We start from the raw sequence: 16,327 nt of genomic DNA on the forward strand, positions 1-16,327 counted from the left end.
CCCACCACGTGCCCGCCCAGTCCACCACGTGCCCGCCCGGCCCTACGTGCCCACCCCCGACAGCGACACCAGCCGCTCCACCAGCGCCCCCAGGAGCACCGCCAGCAGCGGCAGCGAGAACCAGTACGTCGACTGCATCCACTGGAGCTTCCGCACGCTCTCCGGCCGCGCCACCCGCACCACCTCCCGCACCGCCAGCAGCACGATCAGCGCCAGTGCGGCCAGCGCGCCGACCACCGACCACGGCGTCCACGTCACCCTCGGCCCGATCGGCCCCGGTTCCGCCTTCGCGACCGGCCCTTCCGGCCGCTCGGCCCTGGTGTAGAGCGTCACGTCCTCGTTCGCCAGGACCTTCTTCAACTCCGGTCGCGCGTCCAGGTTCTGGACCAGGCGCCGCTCCCAGCTCGGCGCGTAGCCCGAGTTCATCTGGAGGTAGACCGTCTGGCTGCGGTTGATCATCAGGTACGAGTTCGGGCCCGCGTCCTTCAGCGACTTGACGAGACCGGCCACCAGCACCGGGTCGCGCGGCGCCGCCGTCGGTTCGTACTGCACCTTCTCCATGTCCCTGGCGCCCCACGGCATCGCGGGCGTGACGTTGTCGACGATGTCGTTGCTCATCCACAGCAGCCGGGCCGTCGGCTCGTCGTGCGCGTACACGTACTCCATCGCCGCGACCTCGCCCGCCCGCACCCGTTCGAACGCCTCGTTGCCCCAGCGTGCGACCAGGAAGCCGCCCATCAGGACGAGCCCGGCCAGCAGGGCGGCGAGCGGGGCGAGGCTGGTGCGGTCCGCGTCCCGCTCGGCCCGGGTGGCGCCGGTACGGGGGAAGAAGGCCAGGCCCGCGAGGAGGGCCGCGCCGGGCAGCGCGAACATGAAGACGCGCAGCGCCATCTCGCCGCCGTACGACTGCATGCCGAGCATCAGGAACGGCACGAACGCGAGGACGAGCAGCGAGCGTTCGCTGTAGCCCGCGAACCGGCGTCTGGAGACGCCCCAGCAGGCCAGCGCCATCACACCGCCGGCCAGCGCCACCCGTACGTACAGCACCAGCTTGTGCGTGGAGCTGCCGCCCTCGATGCGGCCGGCCACCGACGAGGACACGTTGTCGCCCAACCCGCCGATGCCGCCGAAGAGTTCGTCGAAGTGCCCCGACCAGTACGGCTCGGCGAAGAACCCGATCCACACCGTGACCAGCACGGTGAGGAGGATCGGCAGTCCGCGCAGCGTGGACCGCCCGGACATCACCAGCAGCGCCAGCACCCCGACCATCACGAACGGGGTCAGCTGGTGCGCCGGCACCGTCCCCGCGAACAGGGCGATCAGCACCACGAGCAGCGTCGCCTTCTCGCGCCGCCCGGCCGGACGCACCTCCGCCTCGCCGGGGCGCCGCTTCGTCCAGATGACGCGCGGCTCCCGGAACCACACCAGCAGGATCGCCACGAAGGCGAGGTAGAGGAGGTAGGTGTAGCCCTGTGGCGAGAAGTAGTCCTGGCCGACCCAGCCGCTCAGCACGAAGAACCAGGCGCCCGTCCACTTGGCCCGCCAGCTCGCCCGCAGCGACTTCATCAGCAGGAACAGCGGTGCCAGGTACAGGAGTTGCATGGTCAGCGGCCACCAGCGGATGACCTCCGACATGTCGGAGATCCCGCACGCCTCGGCCACGAAGGTCGCCGCCGCGAAGAATCCCGGCCAGCTCCACCGCGCGTCCAGATCGGGCACGGCGGTGCCGGTGCGGTCGATGTAGTCCATGAAGCCCAGGTGCTGCCAGGCCGTCGGGAAGCGCGGCGCCTCCTCAAGGACGGCGGGCAGGGCGTGCAGCGACACCACGGTCGCGATCAGCGCCACGGCGAGCAGCGCGGTCCTCGGACGCTCCAGCCACAGCATCGACGCGAACGACACCACGAGCAGCACGGCGCCGATCAGTGTGGCGAGGGGCAGCACGGTGACAAGACCGAGCCCGCCGATCTGCTCCAGGTCCGCTTCCCGGATGCCCCGCACCGGGAGCCAGTACAGCAGCACGGCCGCCAACAGCACTGCGCCCAGGGCGAGTTCCGGGAGCCGGTGGCGGAGCGCCAGGAAGGCGCGGTGCGGCGGGGGAGCGGTGCCCCCGCCCGTCTCGTCAGCGGCTTCGCCCACCGGCGGTGCGGGTTTCTCGCTCTCCTCGGCGGACGGCAGGGCGCCCGGGGTGGATGAGGTCGACGCGGTGCGCGCAGGGTCCGAAATGGTGTGCGGTGCATGGGACTTGGCGAAGCGATCGGGTGGTGGTGCGGGCAGCCGCAGCGCCCAGGTCGGCCGGTGCTCGCCCTCCTCGCCGGCCTCCTCGGCGCCCTCCGGCTTCCCGTCCTCCGTCTTCTTCATGTCCGGTACGACTCCGGAGGCGCCCCGGGGGATGTACAGCCCGGCCGCCGGAGTCTCCGGGCCGATCCGTACGTCCGGTCTGCGCTCCTGGTGGTCGAAGTCGACGTGGGTGCCCAGCGGCAGCGTCCTCGCGTCGCCCAGGGCCGTCCGCAGCGCCCAGCGCGGGCGCTCGGGGGGCGCCTGAACGGACGCGGCGGCCTCCTCCTGGGACTCGGCCCCTGCTTCTTCCGGCGCCGCCGCCTCGTCCGGTACGTTCCCGGGCGCGGGCTCCGTCCGTACGGGAGCCTTCTCCGCGGGAACCGACCTGACCACCCCGTACAGCTTGAAAGCGGCGATCGCAGCGACCACCGCGAGGCTCGACACCTCGGCGACGCCCGCGCCCGTCAGTCCCATTCGGGGCAGCAGGAGCAGCGTCAGCCCGAGCACCAGGACGCACAACCCGCCCTGGAGATAGGCGAGTCCACTGGTGCGGCTCTGCGCGCGCAGTACCGCGAAGTAGACCTCTATGACCACCCGCAGCAGCGCGCCGACCGCGAACCAGCGCAGCAGCCCAGTCGCCGCCTCCGCATATCCGGCGCCGAAGACGTGCAGGATGTACGGCGCCCCGAAGAAGAGGACGGCCGCCACCGGCACCATCAGCTTCGCCATCTTCTTCAGCGACGCACGGCAGTTGCGGGCCAGCGAGGCGGGGTCGTGCGCACCCTCCACCGTCAGTGACGCACCCATGTTGATGGCGAGCAGATTGACGGTGCCACCGATGGTGGTGGTGATGTAGAAGTACGCGTTGTCCGCCGAGCTGACCTGCGAGGCGACGATCACCGGCACCAGATAGACCACGGCCAGTGAGAACAGCGAACCGGTGTAGTCACCGGCCAGGAACCGCCCCATCTGACGCGTCGTCGGCGGCTCGGCCAGCCCCTCGGTCGCTTTCACATGCCGGGGCACCAGCTTCCGGAACACCAGGAAGCCCAGCGGAACCACCGACACCGCGATCGCCGCCACCCACGACACGAAGACGCCCGCGGTCGGGATCGACGTGGCGATCAGCACCAGCAGGACCAGCTTCACCGCCGAGAACACGGTGTTGCCCACCGGCACCCACAGCGCGCTGCGCAGCCCCGTCAGCACCCCGTCCTGGAGCGTCAGCAGCGACCACATGATCACCGCGAGGACGAAGCCGAGACCGTTCAGCGGCCCGTGCAGGAACCGGTACGAAGGTCCCCAGAAGTCGAGCGTGAGCAGGAAGATCCCGGCCGCCACCGCGACGAACAGGGAGCTTCCCGCGTACGTGCGGAACACCAGCCGCCCGGTGCGGCGGCCGGACACCGGGATGAACCGCGCCAGGGCCCCGGTCAGGGTCAGCGCGGCCAGCCCGGCGAGCAGCTTCATCGCGGCGATCGCCGCCGACCCCTGACCGACCGCGGCGGGCGTGTAGTACCGCGCCGCGACCAGCCAGAAGCTCAGGCCGAGAAGGGCGCTGACACCCGTGTTGAGCATCAGCGCGTAGGCGTTGCGGAAGAGCGGACTGCCGCCGCCCTTCCCGGGGACCGGCAGCCGCAGTCTGCGGGCCGGCGGGGCCGGCGGGCCCGCCCCGGGCACCTTCCTGTTCCCCCCGGTGTCGCTCTCGGCCTGGGCGGTGGTCGTGTCAGACACGGCTGGCGGCTGCCTCTCGGGACTGCCGCACGAGGCGGACGGCGGACCGGGACCTGCGCACCACCGCGTATCCCCGGGTGAGCGCCCGCTCCCTGGCGAAGTCGCGGAAGGTCGCCCGGTTCTCCACCAGCCGCTCGAACCGCCCGATGTCCGTGCTGCGCTGGACGGTCACCCTGCGCAGGGCGTACGGGCCCTGGGCGCGCGTGGCCAGGGCGTTGTTCACCGCGAGGGCCTGCCCGAACCCGGCGTCCCTGACCGCCGCGCGGACCCGCCGGCTGGAGTAGCCGTACGGGTACGCGAACGAGACGGGAGCGCTCCCGAGCTCGTCGGCGACCAGCTCCCGGCAGCGCAGCACCTCGTACCGCAGCCCGTCGTCGTCGAGCTGGTCCAGCTGCGGATGGCTGTGGCTGTGCCCGCCGATCTCCGCTCCCGCGGCGGCGAGTTCGCGGACCTGGTCCCAGTCGAGCATGGTGTCCAGCGCGCCCGGACCCTCGTACCGGCCGCGCAGCCAGCCCGTCGAGACGAACAGGCTGGACCGGAAGCCGTGCTTGACGAGGGCGGGCAGCGCGTGCCGGTGCACGCCCTCGTACCCGTCGTCGAAGGTGATCAGGACCGGCTTCGGCGGCAGGACGGTGCGCCCGGACCGCCAGGAGTCCCCCAACTCCCCGGTGGTGACGGGGGTGAAGCCGTTCGCTTCGAGCAGGGCCAGCTGCTCGGCGAAGGACTCCGGTGACACGGACAGCCCGTACGCCGCCTCGGCGGGCCGGTGTCCGACGGCGTGGTACATCAGGATCGGAACAGCGGTCCCCGTGCTCACAGCGGTGCTTCTCATGCGTGCGCCCCCTCGCGTCCCTCGCTCTCCCCGCCCGCGCCGTGCGTCAGTGGTGCGATCGGGGGAGGCGTGAAGCTCCCGCCTCCCCTGCGGGCCCGTACGCTCCCGAGTACGTACCCGCCCGCCGCCGCGGCCACTCCGGTCACGATGGCCCCCGCCCTGCCCGCCCCGCCCCGGCGGCCGAGAACCGCGTCCCGCAGCCCGCGCCCGACGCCCCCGGGCAGCACCCGGGTCGTGTACCGGCGTTCGGACTCAAGTCCCTTGCCCGCACCCACGCTCCGTGCCACGAGCGCTTTCGACAAGCCCTCCGCGTACGCCCGGGTGCGGAAATAGCCGAACCTTTCCCGGACCGCGGGGACCTTGTGGTGGATGACCGCCCGGTCGTCGATCAGGAGCACCGCGTCCGGCAGCGCCCTGCCGAGCCGGATGCACAGCTCGGTCTCCTCGCAGCCCAGCGGCCGCTTGTCGCCGTCCCGGCCGATGCCGGTGGCGAAGCCGCCCGCCGCGTCGAAGGCGGACCTGCGGAACGAGGCGTTGCCGCCCAGCACGTTGCGGACCCGCACCTTGCCCGGCGGGATGCCCTTGTACGTACAGCCGACGACCCAGTCGAACTCCTCCGGGAACCAGTCGGGCCGCCCGCCGGACGCCCACGCGGGCATGGTCCGGCCGCCGACCGCCATGACGCGCGGATCGGCGTAACCGGCGGCGAAGTGGTGCAGCCAGTCCCGCTCGGCGACGGCGTCGTCGTCGAGGAAGGCGACGAGCGAGCCGCGGGCCGCGGCGATGCCGGTGTTGCGGCCGGCGGACAGCCCGCGGGGGCCCGCGTTGGCGAGCACCCGCACCGGCCGCGTGTCGTCGGCGTCCTTGAACTCCTTCTCCAGCCGCTCCCTGAGCGCCGGATTGTGGTCCACGACCAGCAGCGTCTCCGCCGCCGGCCGCGACTGCGCGTGCACCGAGGAGACCGCCGCGAGGATGTCCTCCCAGCGCTCCTCGGTGTACACGCAGATCACCACGGAGAACTCCTCGGTGGGCTGTGCTCTCAAGACGCCTCTCCCCGGCCGATGATCCGGCGGGGCGCGACGACGGGCAGTGCCGCGTGGCGCCTGCCGTGCCGCTTGCCGTGCTCCTTGAGGATCACCCGCAGCACCCGCAGCCCGTCGCGCACCGCGCTGAGGTTGCTCGTGCCGTGGATGCGCTCGAACTCGTGGCTGGGTATCTCCTGGACGCGCAGGCCCGCCTTGACGACCCGGATGTTCATCAGGGTCTCCACCTCGAAGCCGGTGCAGTCGAGGTCGATCTGGTCGAGGCAGTGCCGCCAGAAGGCGTTGTAGCCGTAGCAGAGGTCGGTGTAGCGGGCGCCGAACTTGGCGTTGACGACCGAGCACAGCACCCAGTTGCCGAGCTTGCGGACCGGCGTCATGTCGTCCGTGCCGCCGCCGTTCGCGAAGCGCGAGCCCTTCGCGAAGTCGGCGCCGGAGACCAGCGCGGAGACGTAGCTGACGATCTCGTGGCCGTCGGCCGAGCCGTCCGCGTCGACCATCACGATGATGTCGCCCGTGCACGCGGCGAATCCCGTGATCAGCGCGTCGCCCTTGCCCTTTCCGGTCTGCCGGACGACCTTCACGTCCGGCCACAGCTCACGGGCCACCTGCACCGTGTTGTCGGTGGAATTCCCGTCGACGAGAACGACTTCGTGTATCCATTCCGGCAGTGTCTTGAAGACGTACGGAAGGTTTTCCGCCTCGTTCATGGCGGGGATCACGACGCTCACGGGCGGAGTGATCGCGAGATGAGAAGAGATGGGCCGGTACTTCAGGCTTTTCTTGATCGCGCTACTTCGGCTGCTGCCATTCGTGGACGGCTCGCCGAGCGGATCTTGGCCGGGTACCGCGGGTCGGAGAAATGAGCTCATGAGTCTTTTCCCTCTCCACCGGTGGACCGCCCGCCCCCGGGCGGTCCGGATGAGTTTCCGGTTCGAAAGGGGGGTTTCACCCCGGCCATGACGGAATCGCACTCCGTACTGGTTCGGCCGTACCTGTTGGGTGAGCTGGCTATTGCTCTGCGCGGCACGTGCCCCGGCAGAGAACCTTCTCTCGCCGAGCACGGCACCCCCCTACCGCGCTCCCGCTCCGGCCTTCATCGCGACGCTTGAGCCCTCCCCTAGAGCCGCTTTGCTCGATGGACCTTTGCGGGTGGATGTACGACGGTATTGATGATTGGGACCCTATGGCAAGACCTGGAACGTAGCCTCGCTTTTTTGTGACTTTGGCCGTACTTCGACGGTCACATCCGGAAGCGTCCTGATCGGATTTCCCCGATCCGTTTGAGCAGCCGGTCGGCGGGTTCGAACAGTTCAGGCCGTTCCACGACCGTATTCCGGAGTGCCCGCACCGGAGCACGGTGCGCACGGTGGCCGAATGCCACAGGGTGACGGCGCATCACCCATCCCTCGGAGACCATGATCTCCCTGGTCTTGAGGGAATCCTTGTACTCTTTCTGGCCGCGCCCCAGATCGATGTAGGCGATCCCCTCCGAGGCCGCCGATTCCGCGATCTTGAGCTGCATCAGCAAACCCGGCGAATATTTTGCGAACTCCGGGTCGTAGGCCGGGAACCAATTGGAAATGATCCGTTCCGAGCGCGGACCGAAGTGCGCCGCGACCGGCCGGCCGTCCGCGTACAGCACCGACAGCAGCCCCGTGAAGGAGTCGGTGCGGGTGTGGAAGAGCTGCTCCACCAGCCGGGTGATCCACTCCTGTGCGAAGCGGTCGCTGCGCCCGGTCCTGCGGTACTGCGCGGACTTCCACCGCATCAGCGCCCGCAGCACCGCCGGGTCGCGCTCGTCGTGCACGTACCGCACCTCGCCGACCTGGCGGCCGAGCCTGCGCTCCTTGGCCTGCGTCGACTTGAGGAACTTCGGCGAGTGGTCCCGCAGATGGGCCAGGTACGCGTCGTACCCGTCCAGGGTGTCGATCACCGGCGAGGCGAAGCTGCCGGTCGCACCGGCCTCGAACGCGCCCTGCCCCTGGGCGAGATGGTCGAACTCCCACACCGCGAGCCCGCACGCCCGCAGCAGCGCTCGGGCGTCCCACTCGAAGCCGGGTCTGTGCACGATGCCCTGGCTGTCGGAGACGCCCAGTCCCAGTGCCCGGCCCACGCCGGTGGTGGATCTCTGGTAGGCGAAGAACGCGGCCGGTTCACCCCCCTCCCGTACGACCCCGATCCGCACCCCGCGCCGGCACCGGCCCAGCGCCAGTGCGAACTCGGGGGACAGGAAGGGGTTCGCCAGTTCCGGCGAGCCGTGCAGGTGCGCCTTGGACTGCATGGCCGTCCAGGACGCCCGGTCGGCGGCGCTGAGTTCGCCGGGTCGGCAGACGGTGAGGTCGAGCCGCGAGCCGGTGGTGCGCGAGCTTGCGCGAGGGTTGTCCACGTCAGGATGCCTGCCTTCTCGCCGTACGGCCGCCTCGGCGCCGCAGAAGTGTGAGCAGGAAGAGGAGGGCGCTGATCCCGGCGACCGCCGCGATCCCGCCCCTGACCGACCAGAGGTGCATGGCCAGCATGGCCTGTGCGACGAGCAGGTTGAGCGCCAGGGCCGCTGCCACGGACGCCACCGTGCGGCCCAGCGGATCCAGGCCGCGCAGCCACGTCGCCACCGCCGCACCCGGGGCCACCACCATGAAGACGACGGTGAACGGCGCCCGCAGTGGCGACGACATGTCGGTGAACGCGAGGACCGCCCCCGCCGCGGCGACGGCGAGTGCCGCCCCGGCGACCAGGAGGAGGAACTCACGCCCGGGTCCGCTGCTGCCCGACGGCTTGTCACTGATGTTCTGCATGGTCTGCATTGGCGACTTTGCCCCCCGACGCGCCGGATGCCGGGCTTCAATGTCGCGCAGGCTGCGGAGCGCCGTCAAGGATGCGGAAAAAGTGTAAAGAAGATCCGAGCCGAATGTTCTTGGCATGAACACTACCGGCGGGTCACTGGGGCTGGTACGAAACGAGTGGCGGAAAACCTGCTAAGGGAGGTTCCATGAAACTGTCCCGATTCGCGGCATTCTCAACCTCGTTCGTACTCGCCGGAGCCCTCGCCCTCACCGGGGCGAGCGCCGCAAGTGCGGACCAGAAGGCACAGGGCGTCGACTACGTGGCCCTCGGCGACTCGTACTCCTCCGGAGTCGGCGCCGGCAGTTACGACGGTTCCAGCGGCAACTGCAAGCGCAGCACCAAGGCCTACCCGGCCCTCTGGGCGGCCAGGTCCGCACCCACCAGCTTCGCCTTCGCCGCGTGCAGCGGTGCCCGTACGGGCGATGTCACCGGCAGTCAGTTGACGGCCCTCAGCGCCGCCACCGACCTCGTCAGCATCACCGTCGGCGGCAACGACGCGGGCTTCGCCGACGTCATGACGACCTGCGTCCTGCAGGGCGAGTCGGCCTGTATCAACCGGGTCAACCAGGCCCGCGCCTACGTCGACTCGACCCTGCCGGGACAGCTCGACTCGGTCTACAACGGCATCAGAGCCAAGGCACCGTCCGCCCGTGTCGTCGTCCTCGGCTACCCCCGCTTCTACAAGATCGGAGGGACCTGCTCGGTCGGTCTCAGCGAGAAGTCCCGTACGGCCATCAACAGTGCGGCCGACTACCTCAACACCGCCACCGCCAAGCGCGCCGCCGACCACGGCTACACCTTCGCCGGGGTCGCCTCCGCCTTCTCCGGCCACGAGATCTGCACCCCGGCGCCGTGGCTGCACAGCCTCAACTGGGGCAACATCGGCGAGTCCTACCACCCCACCGCAACGGGCCAGTCCGGCGGATACCTCCCGGTCATGGACTCAGCCGCCTAGCCCCGACGTCGCTCCGTACGTCGCACCGCCGTCGGTCGTCGTCGGCGGCGGTGCGGTCGTCCCGCCCGACCCGTTCTGCCCTTCGGTGGTGGTCGGGGTCTCCTTCTCGCAGGTCACCGTGAAGGACACGGAGTTCGACTCGGCCGACTTCGGGCTCCGTACCTTCACCCGGATCGTGTCGGTCCAGGTCTCGTCCTTCTTGTACGTCCCCTCCGTGTGCTGCACCTGCTGCGCGAGCGTCCCTTCGGCGAAGGTCGCCTTCAGCCACTCGCCGCCGCTGGTCTCCCCGCTCCCGGTCGCCCACTGGTACTCCACATCGGCCGGAGCGCGCCCCACGGTGATCGTCGCCGTGAACGCCGGCAGCGCACCCGACGCCGGCGGGCACTTTCCCGTATAGCTGTCGCGCACCGCGTGCACGGACACCTGCACGGTCTGCTGCGGGGGCGGGGTGGTCTTGCCGCCGGTGGTGCCGGTGCTGCCGTTGGTGGTGCTGGTGCCGCCGGTGGCATCGCTGCTTCCGGTGGAACTGCTGCCGCCGTTCCCCTCGGTCGTGGTGCCGCCGGTGCCGGTGCTGCCCGTGGAGCCGGTGCTGCTGTCCGTGCCTCCCGAGCCGGTCTGCCCGGCGGTGGTGCCCGGGTCGTCCTTCTTGGTAAATGCGTACACCAGTCCCGCGACCGCGAGCAGCAGCACGGCGATGCCGAGCGCGAGCACAGCGACACTCCGCCGGGGCCGGTCCTGGGTGCTCGTCGTCGCCGTCTGCCCGGTCGGCGGGCCGTACACGCCACTGGGCGGCCCCGTCGACGGCAGGGGCACGGGCGCGGGCGCCGGCCTCGGCGTCGGCGTGGGCCGGTAGGGGGTCGGCCCCGTGACGGTGGGGCTGCCGTGCACCCCGCCGGTGACGGTCGCCGTGCCGCCCGCCCCGACGATCCGCAGCTGCCGCTCCGCCTCCGCGCCCGTCATCCGCTCCGCCGGATCCTTGCGCAGCAGCCCCTCGATCACCGGGCGCAGCGCCCCCGCCCCGGTCGGCGGCGGCAGTTCCTCGTCCACCACCGCACGCAGCGTGGAGAGCGGCGTGTCCAGCCGGAACGGGGAACTCCCCTCGACCGCCGCGTACAGCAGCACCCCCAGCGACCACAGGTCCGACTCGGGGCCCGGGGTGCGCCCCATCGCGCGTTCGGGCGCCAGGAACTCCGGCGAGCCGATCAGCTCGCCCGTCATCGTCAGCGCCGAGGTGCCCTCGACCATGGCGATGCCGAAGTCGGTGAGGACCACCCGGCCGTCGTTCCCGATCAGTACGTTGCCCGGCTTGACGTCCCGGTGCAGCACCCCCGCGGCGTGCGCCGCCCGCAGCGCGGTGACGACCTCGGCGCCGATGTGCGCGGCCCGCTGCGGGGTGAGCGTGCCGTCCGCCGCCAGGACGTCGGACAGGCTCAGCCCCCGTACCAGCTCCATCACGATCCACGGGCGGCCGTCCTCGGTCGCCACGTCGTACACCGTCACCACGTTCCGGTGCGAGATCCGGGCCGCCGCCCACGCCTCCCGCTCCAGCCGGGCGTACAGCCGTGTCTGGTCGGTGCCGCCGAGGCCGGCCGGCGCCCGGACCTCCTTCACGGCGACCTCGCGGCCGAGCACCTCGTCGCGGGCCCGCCACACGACGCCCATCCCGCCCTGCCCCAAGGGGGCCAAAAGGCGGTATCGGCCTGCCACCACCCGGTCTTCGCCCGGCACTTCACTCACAGGACAGATCCCCCGATCCGCAGCAGAGCGGCATCATGGTCGAAACCACTCCAAGTTAGCTCAACTCCGCCTTCCTGCCGCCCCCTTGAACAATTACGGTCTGTCAACACCGGTACCCCTGCGATGAATCCTGTGGGTGGGATACACGGGTGTCACGACGGGGGGATAGGGTTAACCTGCCCGGTGACGGGTGCCCTCGTACGGGTGGGGAGTGACATGGAACAGATAACGGTGCGCAGCAGGCCCCGGGTGCCTGCCATCACATGCGGGAGCAGTGCGACCAGCTCGCGGCTCGACCGCCATCTCTCGGTGCTCGGCGGCCCTGCCGTCCCGCAGCGCGAGACGGCCGAGGCCACGATGCTGATGCGTGAACTGACCTCGCGTGAGGTGCCGCGTACACGCAACACCAGCAGGGGCACGCGGATCTCGCGCGTCTCGCTGTTCGCGCCGCTGAGGCGGTTGCGCCGGTCGTTGTTCGGCAGCCGCCGAGGCTGACGGCGGCGGCCGACCCCGCACGCACATGCAGAGGCCGCTCGACTGCCCATCCATCCGTCATTCCCGGGGCAGTGGGGCGGCTTTTGGCTGCCCGGGGGCAGGGGCAGGGGACGGCCGACTCGTCCCGACGGCTCCGGTGGGGGCGGCTCTAGAGAAGCGCGAACTGGCCTCCCGGCCCCTCCTCGTGATGGTCGAGGACCGACGCCGGCCGCCGTGCCTTCGCCGGTACGGGCAGCACGCCCGCCGCGGTGAGCTCCGCCCGGGTGATCCGGTCCTCCTCGTCCAACTCCGGCTTCCCGTCAGCCAGTTCCGCGTACAGCGCCAGCACCGTCACCAGTTCAAGCAGCTCCGACGACCACTCCTGCGGCCACGCCCCGGGCCGGATCGCCTCCAGGGTGCCCGCGGGTGCGGCGGCGGCCCGCTCGTCGAACCAGCGTTCCAGGATCCGCACCCCGCCCACCTCGAAATCCCACGCCGCCTCGGGCACCGGCGAGATCCGCCCCGTGGAGCCGAGCAGCAGGGCCGATTCCTCGCGGTCGTAGCGAATCGAATCGGGCCGCGGCGGGAGCGTCGCCCGCACGTAGGGGCGCCGCCCGCCCGGCAGGCGCGGGCGCTCGGCGCCGTGCGCGCCCCGCAGCTGGAGTGTGCGCAGCCGGTGGCCCCGCTCCACTCCGACCGACCACACCGCGGCGTCCCGGGGCAGCGGTACCACCGCGCCCCGCGCCGACGGCCGGGCGGCCGCCAGGGCCCAGGCGAGCACGTCCTGAGGAGCGACCCGGCAGCCGTACCGGCCGCTCAGGAAGCGGGTCAGGCCCGGCGTCAGATTGGGCTCAAGGCCGCCCGGCCTGCGGTACAGGGGACGGATGCGGCCCGGTCTGCCCGCGGGGGAGCGGCCGTCGGGCAGCAGCGCGGTGGCGAGCAGGGCGGGGCCCGGCGCCCCGGGCACGTACCCCTGCTCGACGGCGAACACCTGGTGGGTGGAGTCGAGCACCCGCCACAGCTCGGGGCGGGCCGCGTCGATCAGCCGGTGGTCGGGGATCAGCCACTGCTCGTCGAACGGGCCGTGCAGGACGCGCACCGGCTGCGGGCAGCGCCCCGACTCGGCAGCGAACCGGGTGGTGGCGGTCCGCTGGCCGGGCAGCGCGGCGACCGAGGTGGCGGGCGTCCGGTGGCGGGTCGGGCCGAAGAGTGCCTCGCGGTCCGCCGCGGCGGACCGTACCACCGCGTCCCAACGGGCCCGCAGGGAAGCGGGATCGGGTCCTGTCACCCACCCGCGCCCCAGGCGCAGCGGCGCCACGGACCACGGCACCAGCTCGTCGAGCAGCAGAGGAAGTAGAGGCTGCGGCGTTTCTGCAACATCGCTCACGTCCCGCATCGTAGGCGGTGGAGCCCGGGGTCAGTTCGCCTCGACCGTCACCGTGAAGGAGAACCGGTCGCCCCGGTAGCGGATCCGTGCCACGTCCACGACCCGGCCGTCCGCGTCGTACGTCACGCCCGTGTAGTGCAGGATCGGCGACAGCAGCGGGACGTTCAGCAGGCCGGCCGTCTCCGGGTCGGCGAGGCGGGCCTCGATGGTGTCGGTGATGCGGCTGATGCGCACGCCGACGACGTCGCGCAGCACCTTCGTCATCGGCCAGCGCTCCAGGTCGTCGGCCTTGAGACAGTCGGCGATCTCCGGGCGTACCGCGTTCTCCGCCCAGTTGGTGGGCTCGCCGCTCTCCGCGTCGTGCCGCAGCCGCCGGTACGTCATCACCTCGGTCACGTCCGGGAAGTACTCGGCCAGCTCGCCCGGCACCCGGACCGGGCCGTGGCCGAGCAGCGTGGTCGGCTCGCCCGACTGCTGGGCCACGATCGCGTCGATCGAGCCGAGGAGGCGGCGCGGGGCGCCCCGCCTGGCCCCCGGCTCGATGAACGTGCCGCGCCGCCGGTGCCTGCTGATCAGACCCTCCGACTCCAGCTCCTTGAGCGCCTGGCGCATGGTCAGGACGCTGACCCCGTAGTGCGCGGCGAGCTGCTCCTCGGTGGGCAGCCGCAGCGAGGCGTCGGGGGCGCGGCCCAGTATCGAGGCGCGCAGCGACTGGGAGACCTGGTACCAGAGAGGGAGCTTCCGGTTCAGGACGAGGGAGTCGGGGGCGAAGGCGGTCACGGCGGGTCTCCGTCGGTCCTGCGGGCGGCTACGGGCGGAAGTGTCGCTGGAGACCCTGCCACACGTCGTCGTACGAGGACTGCAGGTGATCGGCGTTCGCGGCCTGCTCGGTCGCCGTCACCGGCCAGCGCGTCTCGAACATGAACGCGAGGCCGTCGTCGATCTTCTGCGGCTTCAGCTCGGCGGCGCTCGCCCGGTCGAAGGTCTCCCGGTCGGGCCCGTGCGCCGACATCATGTTGTGCAGCGATCCGCCGCCGGGCACGAAGCCCTCCGCCTTCGCGTCGTAGGCGCCCTCGATGAGGCCCATGTACTCGCTCATCACGTTCCGGTGGAAGTACGGCGGGCGGAACGTGTCCTCGCCGACCAGCCAGCGCGGCGCGAAGACGACGAAGTCCACGCCCGCCAGGCCGGGGGTGTCGGACGGCGAGGTGAGGACCGTGAAGATCGACGGGTCCGGGTGGTCGTACGAGATCGACCCGATGACATTGAAGCGGTGCAGGTCGTAGACGTACGGGACGTGGTTGCCGTGCCAGGCGACGACGTCGAGCGGAGAGTGGTCGTACATCGCCGACCAGAGGTTGCCGCAGAACTTGTTGACCACCTGGACCGGGCCCTCGACGTCCTCGTACGCGGCGACCGGGGCACGGAAGTCCCGGGCGTTCGCGAGACCGTTGGCGCCGATCGGGCCCAGGTCGGGGAGCTGGAAGGGTGCGCCGTAGTTCTCGCAGACGTAACCCCGGGCGGTGGCGTCGAGCAGCTCCACGCGGAAGCGGATGCCGCGCGGGACCAGGGCGACCTCGCCGGGCTCGGCGCGCAGCATGCCGAACTCGGTGCGCAGCAGCAGCCCGCCGTGCTCGGGGACGATCAGCAGCTCGCCGTCCGAGTCGCTGAACACCCGGGAGATCATGGGGGAGTTGGCGTGGTAGAGGTGGATCGCCATGCCGGTGCGCTGGGTGGCGTCGCCGTTGCCGCCGAGCGTCCACAGACCGGCCAGGAAGTCGGTGCCGGGGGCGGGGTCGGGCAGTGGGTTCCAGCGCAGCCGGTTGGGGTCGGGGACGGTCTCGGTGAAGGGGGCGCTGCGGATGCCGCCGTTGTCGACGCGGGAGAACGGCGGGTGCGCGGCGGAGGGGCGGATCCGGTACAGCCAGGAGCGGTGGTTGTGCGCGCGGGGCTCGGTGAAGGCGCTGCCGCTCAGCTGCTCCGCGTACAGGCCAAGCGGGGCGCGCTGCGGCGAGTTCCGGCCATCGGGGAGCGCACCGGGAACTGCCTCCGAGCTGTGTGCGTTGCCGAAGCCGGAGGAGTACGCCAGGCCCTCCGCGGTCTTCCGTGCCGCTTCGACGTATCGGTCCGTGCCGTTGCCGCTCATCGTCCACTCCCGGGTCCCGGTGAATAAGGGCTCGTATAAGGAATCCTATGCGTGACAGTAGGATTGCGCGCCCGGAACGTCAACGGTGGGCAAAGGGACAGGCCGAAACACGTGGGCGGCAGGAAGGGGCAGGCCGAAACGGACGGGCGGCATGATGGGCCCGTGACCCACGGACACGGACACGGACACGGACACGAGCCCGACGCCCCGCCGGCCGCCGATGCCGGTCCCCCCGGCGTTCCCCCGGTGGCAGCCCTGCGCCGGGCCCCCGTGCAGCAGCGCAGCGCCGAGCGGCTCACCCGGATACTCGACGCGTGCGCCGCCCTCCTCGACGAGGTGGGGTACGAGGAGCTGAGCACCCGTGCGGTCGCCGCCCGCGCAGGAGTGCCGATCGGGTCCGTCTACCGCTTCTTCGGCAACAAACGCGCCATGGCCGACGCCCTCGCCCTGCGCAACCTCGACCACTACGCGGAGCGGGTCGGCGCCGGGGTCGCCGCGCTCGCGGGCGCCGACTGGCGGGGCGCGATCGACGTCGTCCTCGACGAGTACCTGGCGATGCGCCGCACCGTGCCCGGCTTCACGCTCGTCGACTTCGGCATGCAGATCCCGCTGGGCCGCCCGGCCGACGAATCCAACCACCGGGTCGCCGACCGGCTGACCACCCTCCTCTCCGCACACATCGGCCGCACCCCCGACGCGGCCCTGCGCCGCACCTTCCTGGTCGCGGTGGAGGCGGCGGACGCGGTCCTCCAACTCGCCTTCCGCAGCGACCCTTCGGGCGATCCCGAGGTGGTCCAGGAAGCGCGGGAGCTGCTGCGGGCCTATCTGGCGCGGGTGCTGGACTGAAGTCCGGCGGCTGAAGTCCGGCGCCTGAAGCTTGGCGACTGAAGCTCGGCGACTG

General features: G+C 71.4%; 13 protein-coding genes. 3 read left to right on the forward strand and 10 right to left on the reverse strand.

All coding sequences use genetic code 11. From position 1 onward, the window contains the following. Positions 1-42: 42 nt before the first annotated feature. The 6 genes from ACH4SP_RS31725 to ACH4SP_RS31750 all read right to left on the reverse strand — a co-directional run bounded on the left by ACH4SP_RS31725 (position 43) and on the right by ACH4SP_RS31750 (position 8,678). Positions 43-4,011: a polysaccharide biosynthesis C-terminal domain-containing protein gene (locus ACH4SP_RS31725; RefSeq protein WP_398419941.1), complete on the reverse strand. Its 3,969-nt coding sequence runs from the start codon at positions 4,009-4,011 to the stop codon at positions 43-45. Further along, positions 4,004-4,843, reverse strand: a complete 840-nt coding sequence (locus ACH4SP_RS31730; RefSeq protein ID WP_398419943.1) for a polysaccharide deacetylase family protein — start codon at positions 4,841-4,843, stop codon at positions 4,004-4,006. Before ACH4SP_RS31730 ends, ACH4SP_RS31725 begins: the two co-directional genes overlap by 8 nt. Next, complete coding sequence (locus ACH4SP_RS31735; protein ID WP_398419944.1) at positions 4,840-5,886, reverse strand: glycosyltransferase family 2 protein; 1,047 nt, start codon at positions 5,884-5,886, stop codon at positions 4,840-4,842. Before ACH4SP_RS31735 ends, ACH4SP_RS31730 begins: the two co-directional genes overlap by 4 nt. After that, positions 5,883-6,755 carry a glycosyltransferase family 2 protein gene (locus ACH4SP_RS31740; protein ID WP_398419946.1) on the reverse strand — a complete coding sequence of 291 codons (873 nt, stop codon included), beginning with the start codon at positions 6,753-6,755 and terminating at the stop codon, positions 5,883-5,885. The genes ACH4SP_RS31735 and ACH4SP_RS31740 overlap by 4 nt, the downstream gene beginning before the upstream one ends. A 371-nt stretch (positions 6,756-7,126) precedes the next feature. Continuing rightward, positions 7,127-8,272 carry a GNAT family N-acetyltransferase gene (locus ACH4SP_RS31745; RefSeq protein WP_398419948.1) on the reverse strand — a complete coding sequence of 382 codons (1,146 nt, stop codon included), beginning with the start codon at positions 8,270-8,272 and terminating at the stop codon, positions 7,127-7,129. Between the two features lies 1 nt (position 8,273). After that, the gene (locus tag ACH4SP_RS31750) at positions 8,274-8,678 is read right to left on the reverse strand and encodes a hypothetical protein (RefSeq protein ID WP_398419950.1); all 405 of its coding nucleotides are present in this window, start codon (positions 8,676-8,678) and stop codon (positions 8,274-8,276) included. Positions 8,679-8,872: 194 nt separating this feature from the next. Here ACH4SP_RS31750 and ACH4SP_RS31755 point away from each other — a divergent pair, with 194 nt between their 5' ends. Further along, positions 8,873-9,682: an SGNH/GDSL hydrolase family protein gene (locus ACH4SP_RS31755; protein WP_398419952.1), complete on the forward strand. Its 810-nt coding sequence runs from the start codon at positions 8,873-8,875 to the stop codon at positions 9,680-9,682. Here the strand turns inward: ACH4SP_RS31755 and ACH4SP_RS31760 are convergent. Continuing rightward, a complete protein-coding gene (locus ACH4SP_RS31760; RefSeq protein ID WP_398419955.1) occupies positions 9,671-11,419 on the reverse strand; it encodes a serine/threonine-protein kinase in 1,749 nt (582 codons plus the stop codon). The genes ACH4SP_RS31755 and ACH4SP_RS31760 overlap by 12 nt on opposite strands. A 216-nt stretch (positions 11,420-11,635) precedes the next feature. Between ACH4SP_RS31760 and ACH4SP_RS31765 the strand changes: the two genes are divergently transcribed. Further along, positions 11,636-11,914, forward strand: coding sequence for a hypothetical protein (locus ACH4SP_RS31765; protein ID WP_398419956.1), 279 nt, complete (start codon positions 11,636-11,638; stop codon positions 11,912-11,914). 148 nt (positions 11,915-12,062) lie between these two features. On the opposite strand, the gene ACH4SP_RS31770 is transcribed toward ACH4SP_RS31765, so the two are convergent. From ACH4SP_RS31770 to hmgA, 3 genes are read right to left on the reverse strand one after another with little or no spacing between them, the layout of a single operon-like run. Further along, positions 12,063-13,289, reverse strand: coding sequence for a type ISP restriction/modification enzyme (locus ACH4SP_RS31770; protein ID WP_398419958.1), 1,227 nt, complete (start codon positions 13,287-13,289; stop codon positions 12,063-12,065). Between the two features lie 21 nt (positions 13,290-13,310). Beyond that, the gene (locus tag ACH4SP_RS31775; RefSeq protein WP_398419960.1) at positions 13,311-14,060 is read right to left on the reverse strand and encodes a GntR family transcriptional regulator; all 750 of its coding nucleotides are present in this window, start codon (positions 14,058-14,060) and stop codon (positions 13,311-13,313) included. A 28-nt stretch (positions 14,061-14,088) separates the two neighbouring features. Beyond that, positions 14,089-15,426 (reverse strand): homogentisate 1,2-dioxygenase, encoded by a 1,338-nt coding sequence (gene hmgA, locus ACH4SP_RS31780; protein WP_398419962.1) that lies wholly within the window; start codon positions 15,424-15,426, stop codon positions 14,089-14,091. Between the two features lie 246 nt (positions 15,427-15,672). Between hmgA and ACH4SP_RS31785 the strand changes: the two genes are divergently transcribed. Beyond that, a complete protein-coding gene (locus ACH4SP_RS31785; protein ID WP_398420296.1) occupies positions 15,673-16,272 on the forward strand; it encodes a TetR family transcriptional regulator in 600 nt (199 codons plus the stop codon). Positions 16,273-16,327: the final 55 nt, after the last annotated feature.

It is taken from the genome of Streptomyces sp. NPDC021093 (genome assembly GCF_044333135.1).
Lineage (GTDB): Bacteria > Actinomycetota > Actinomycetes > Streptomycetales > Streptomycetaceae > Streptomyces.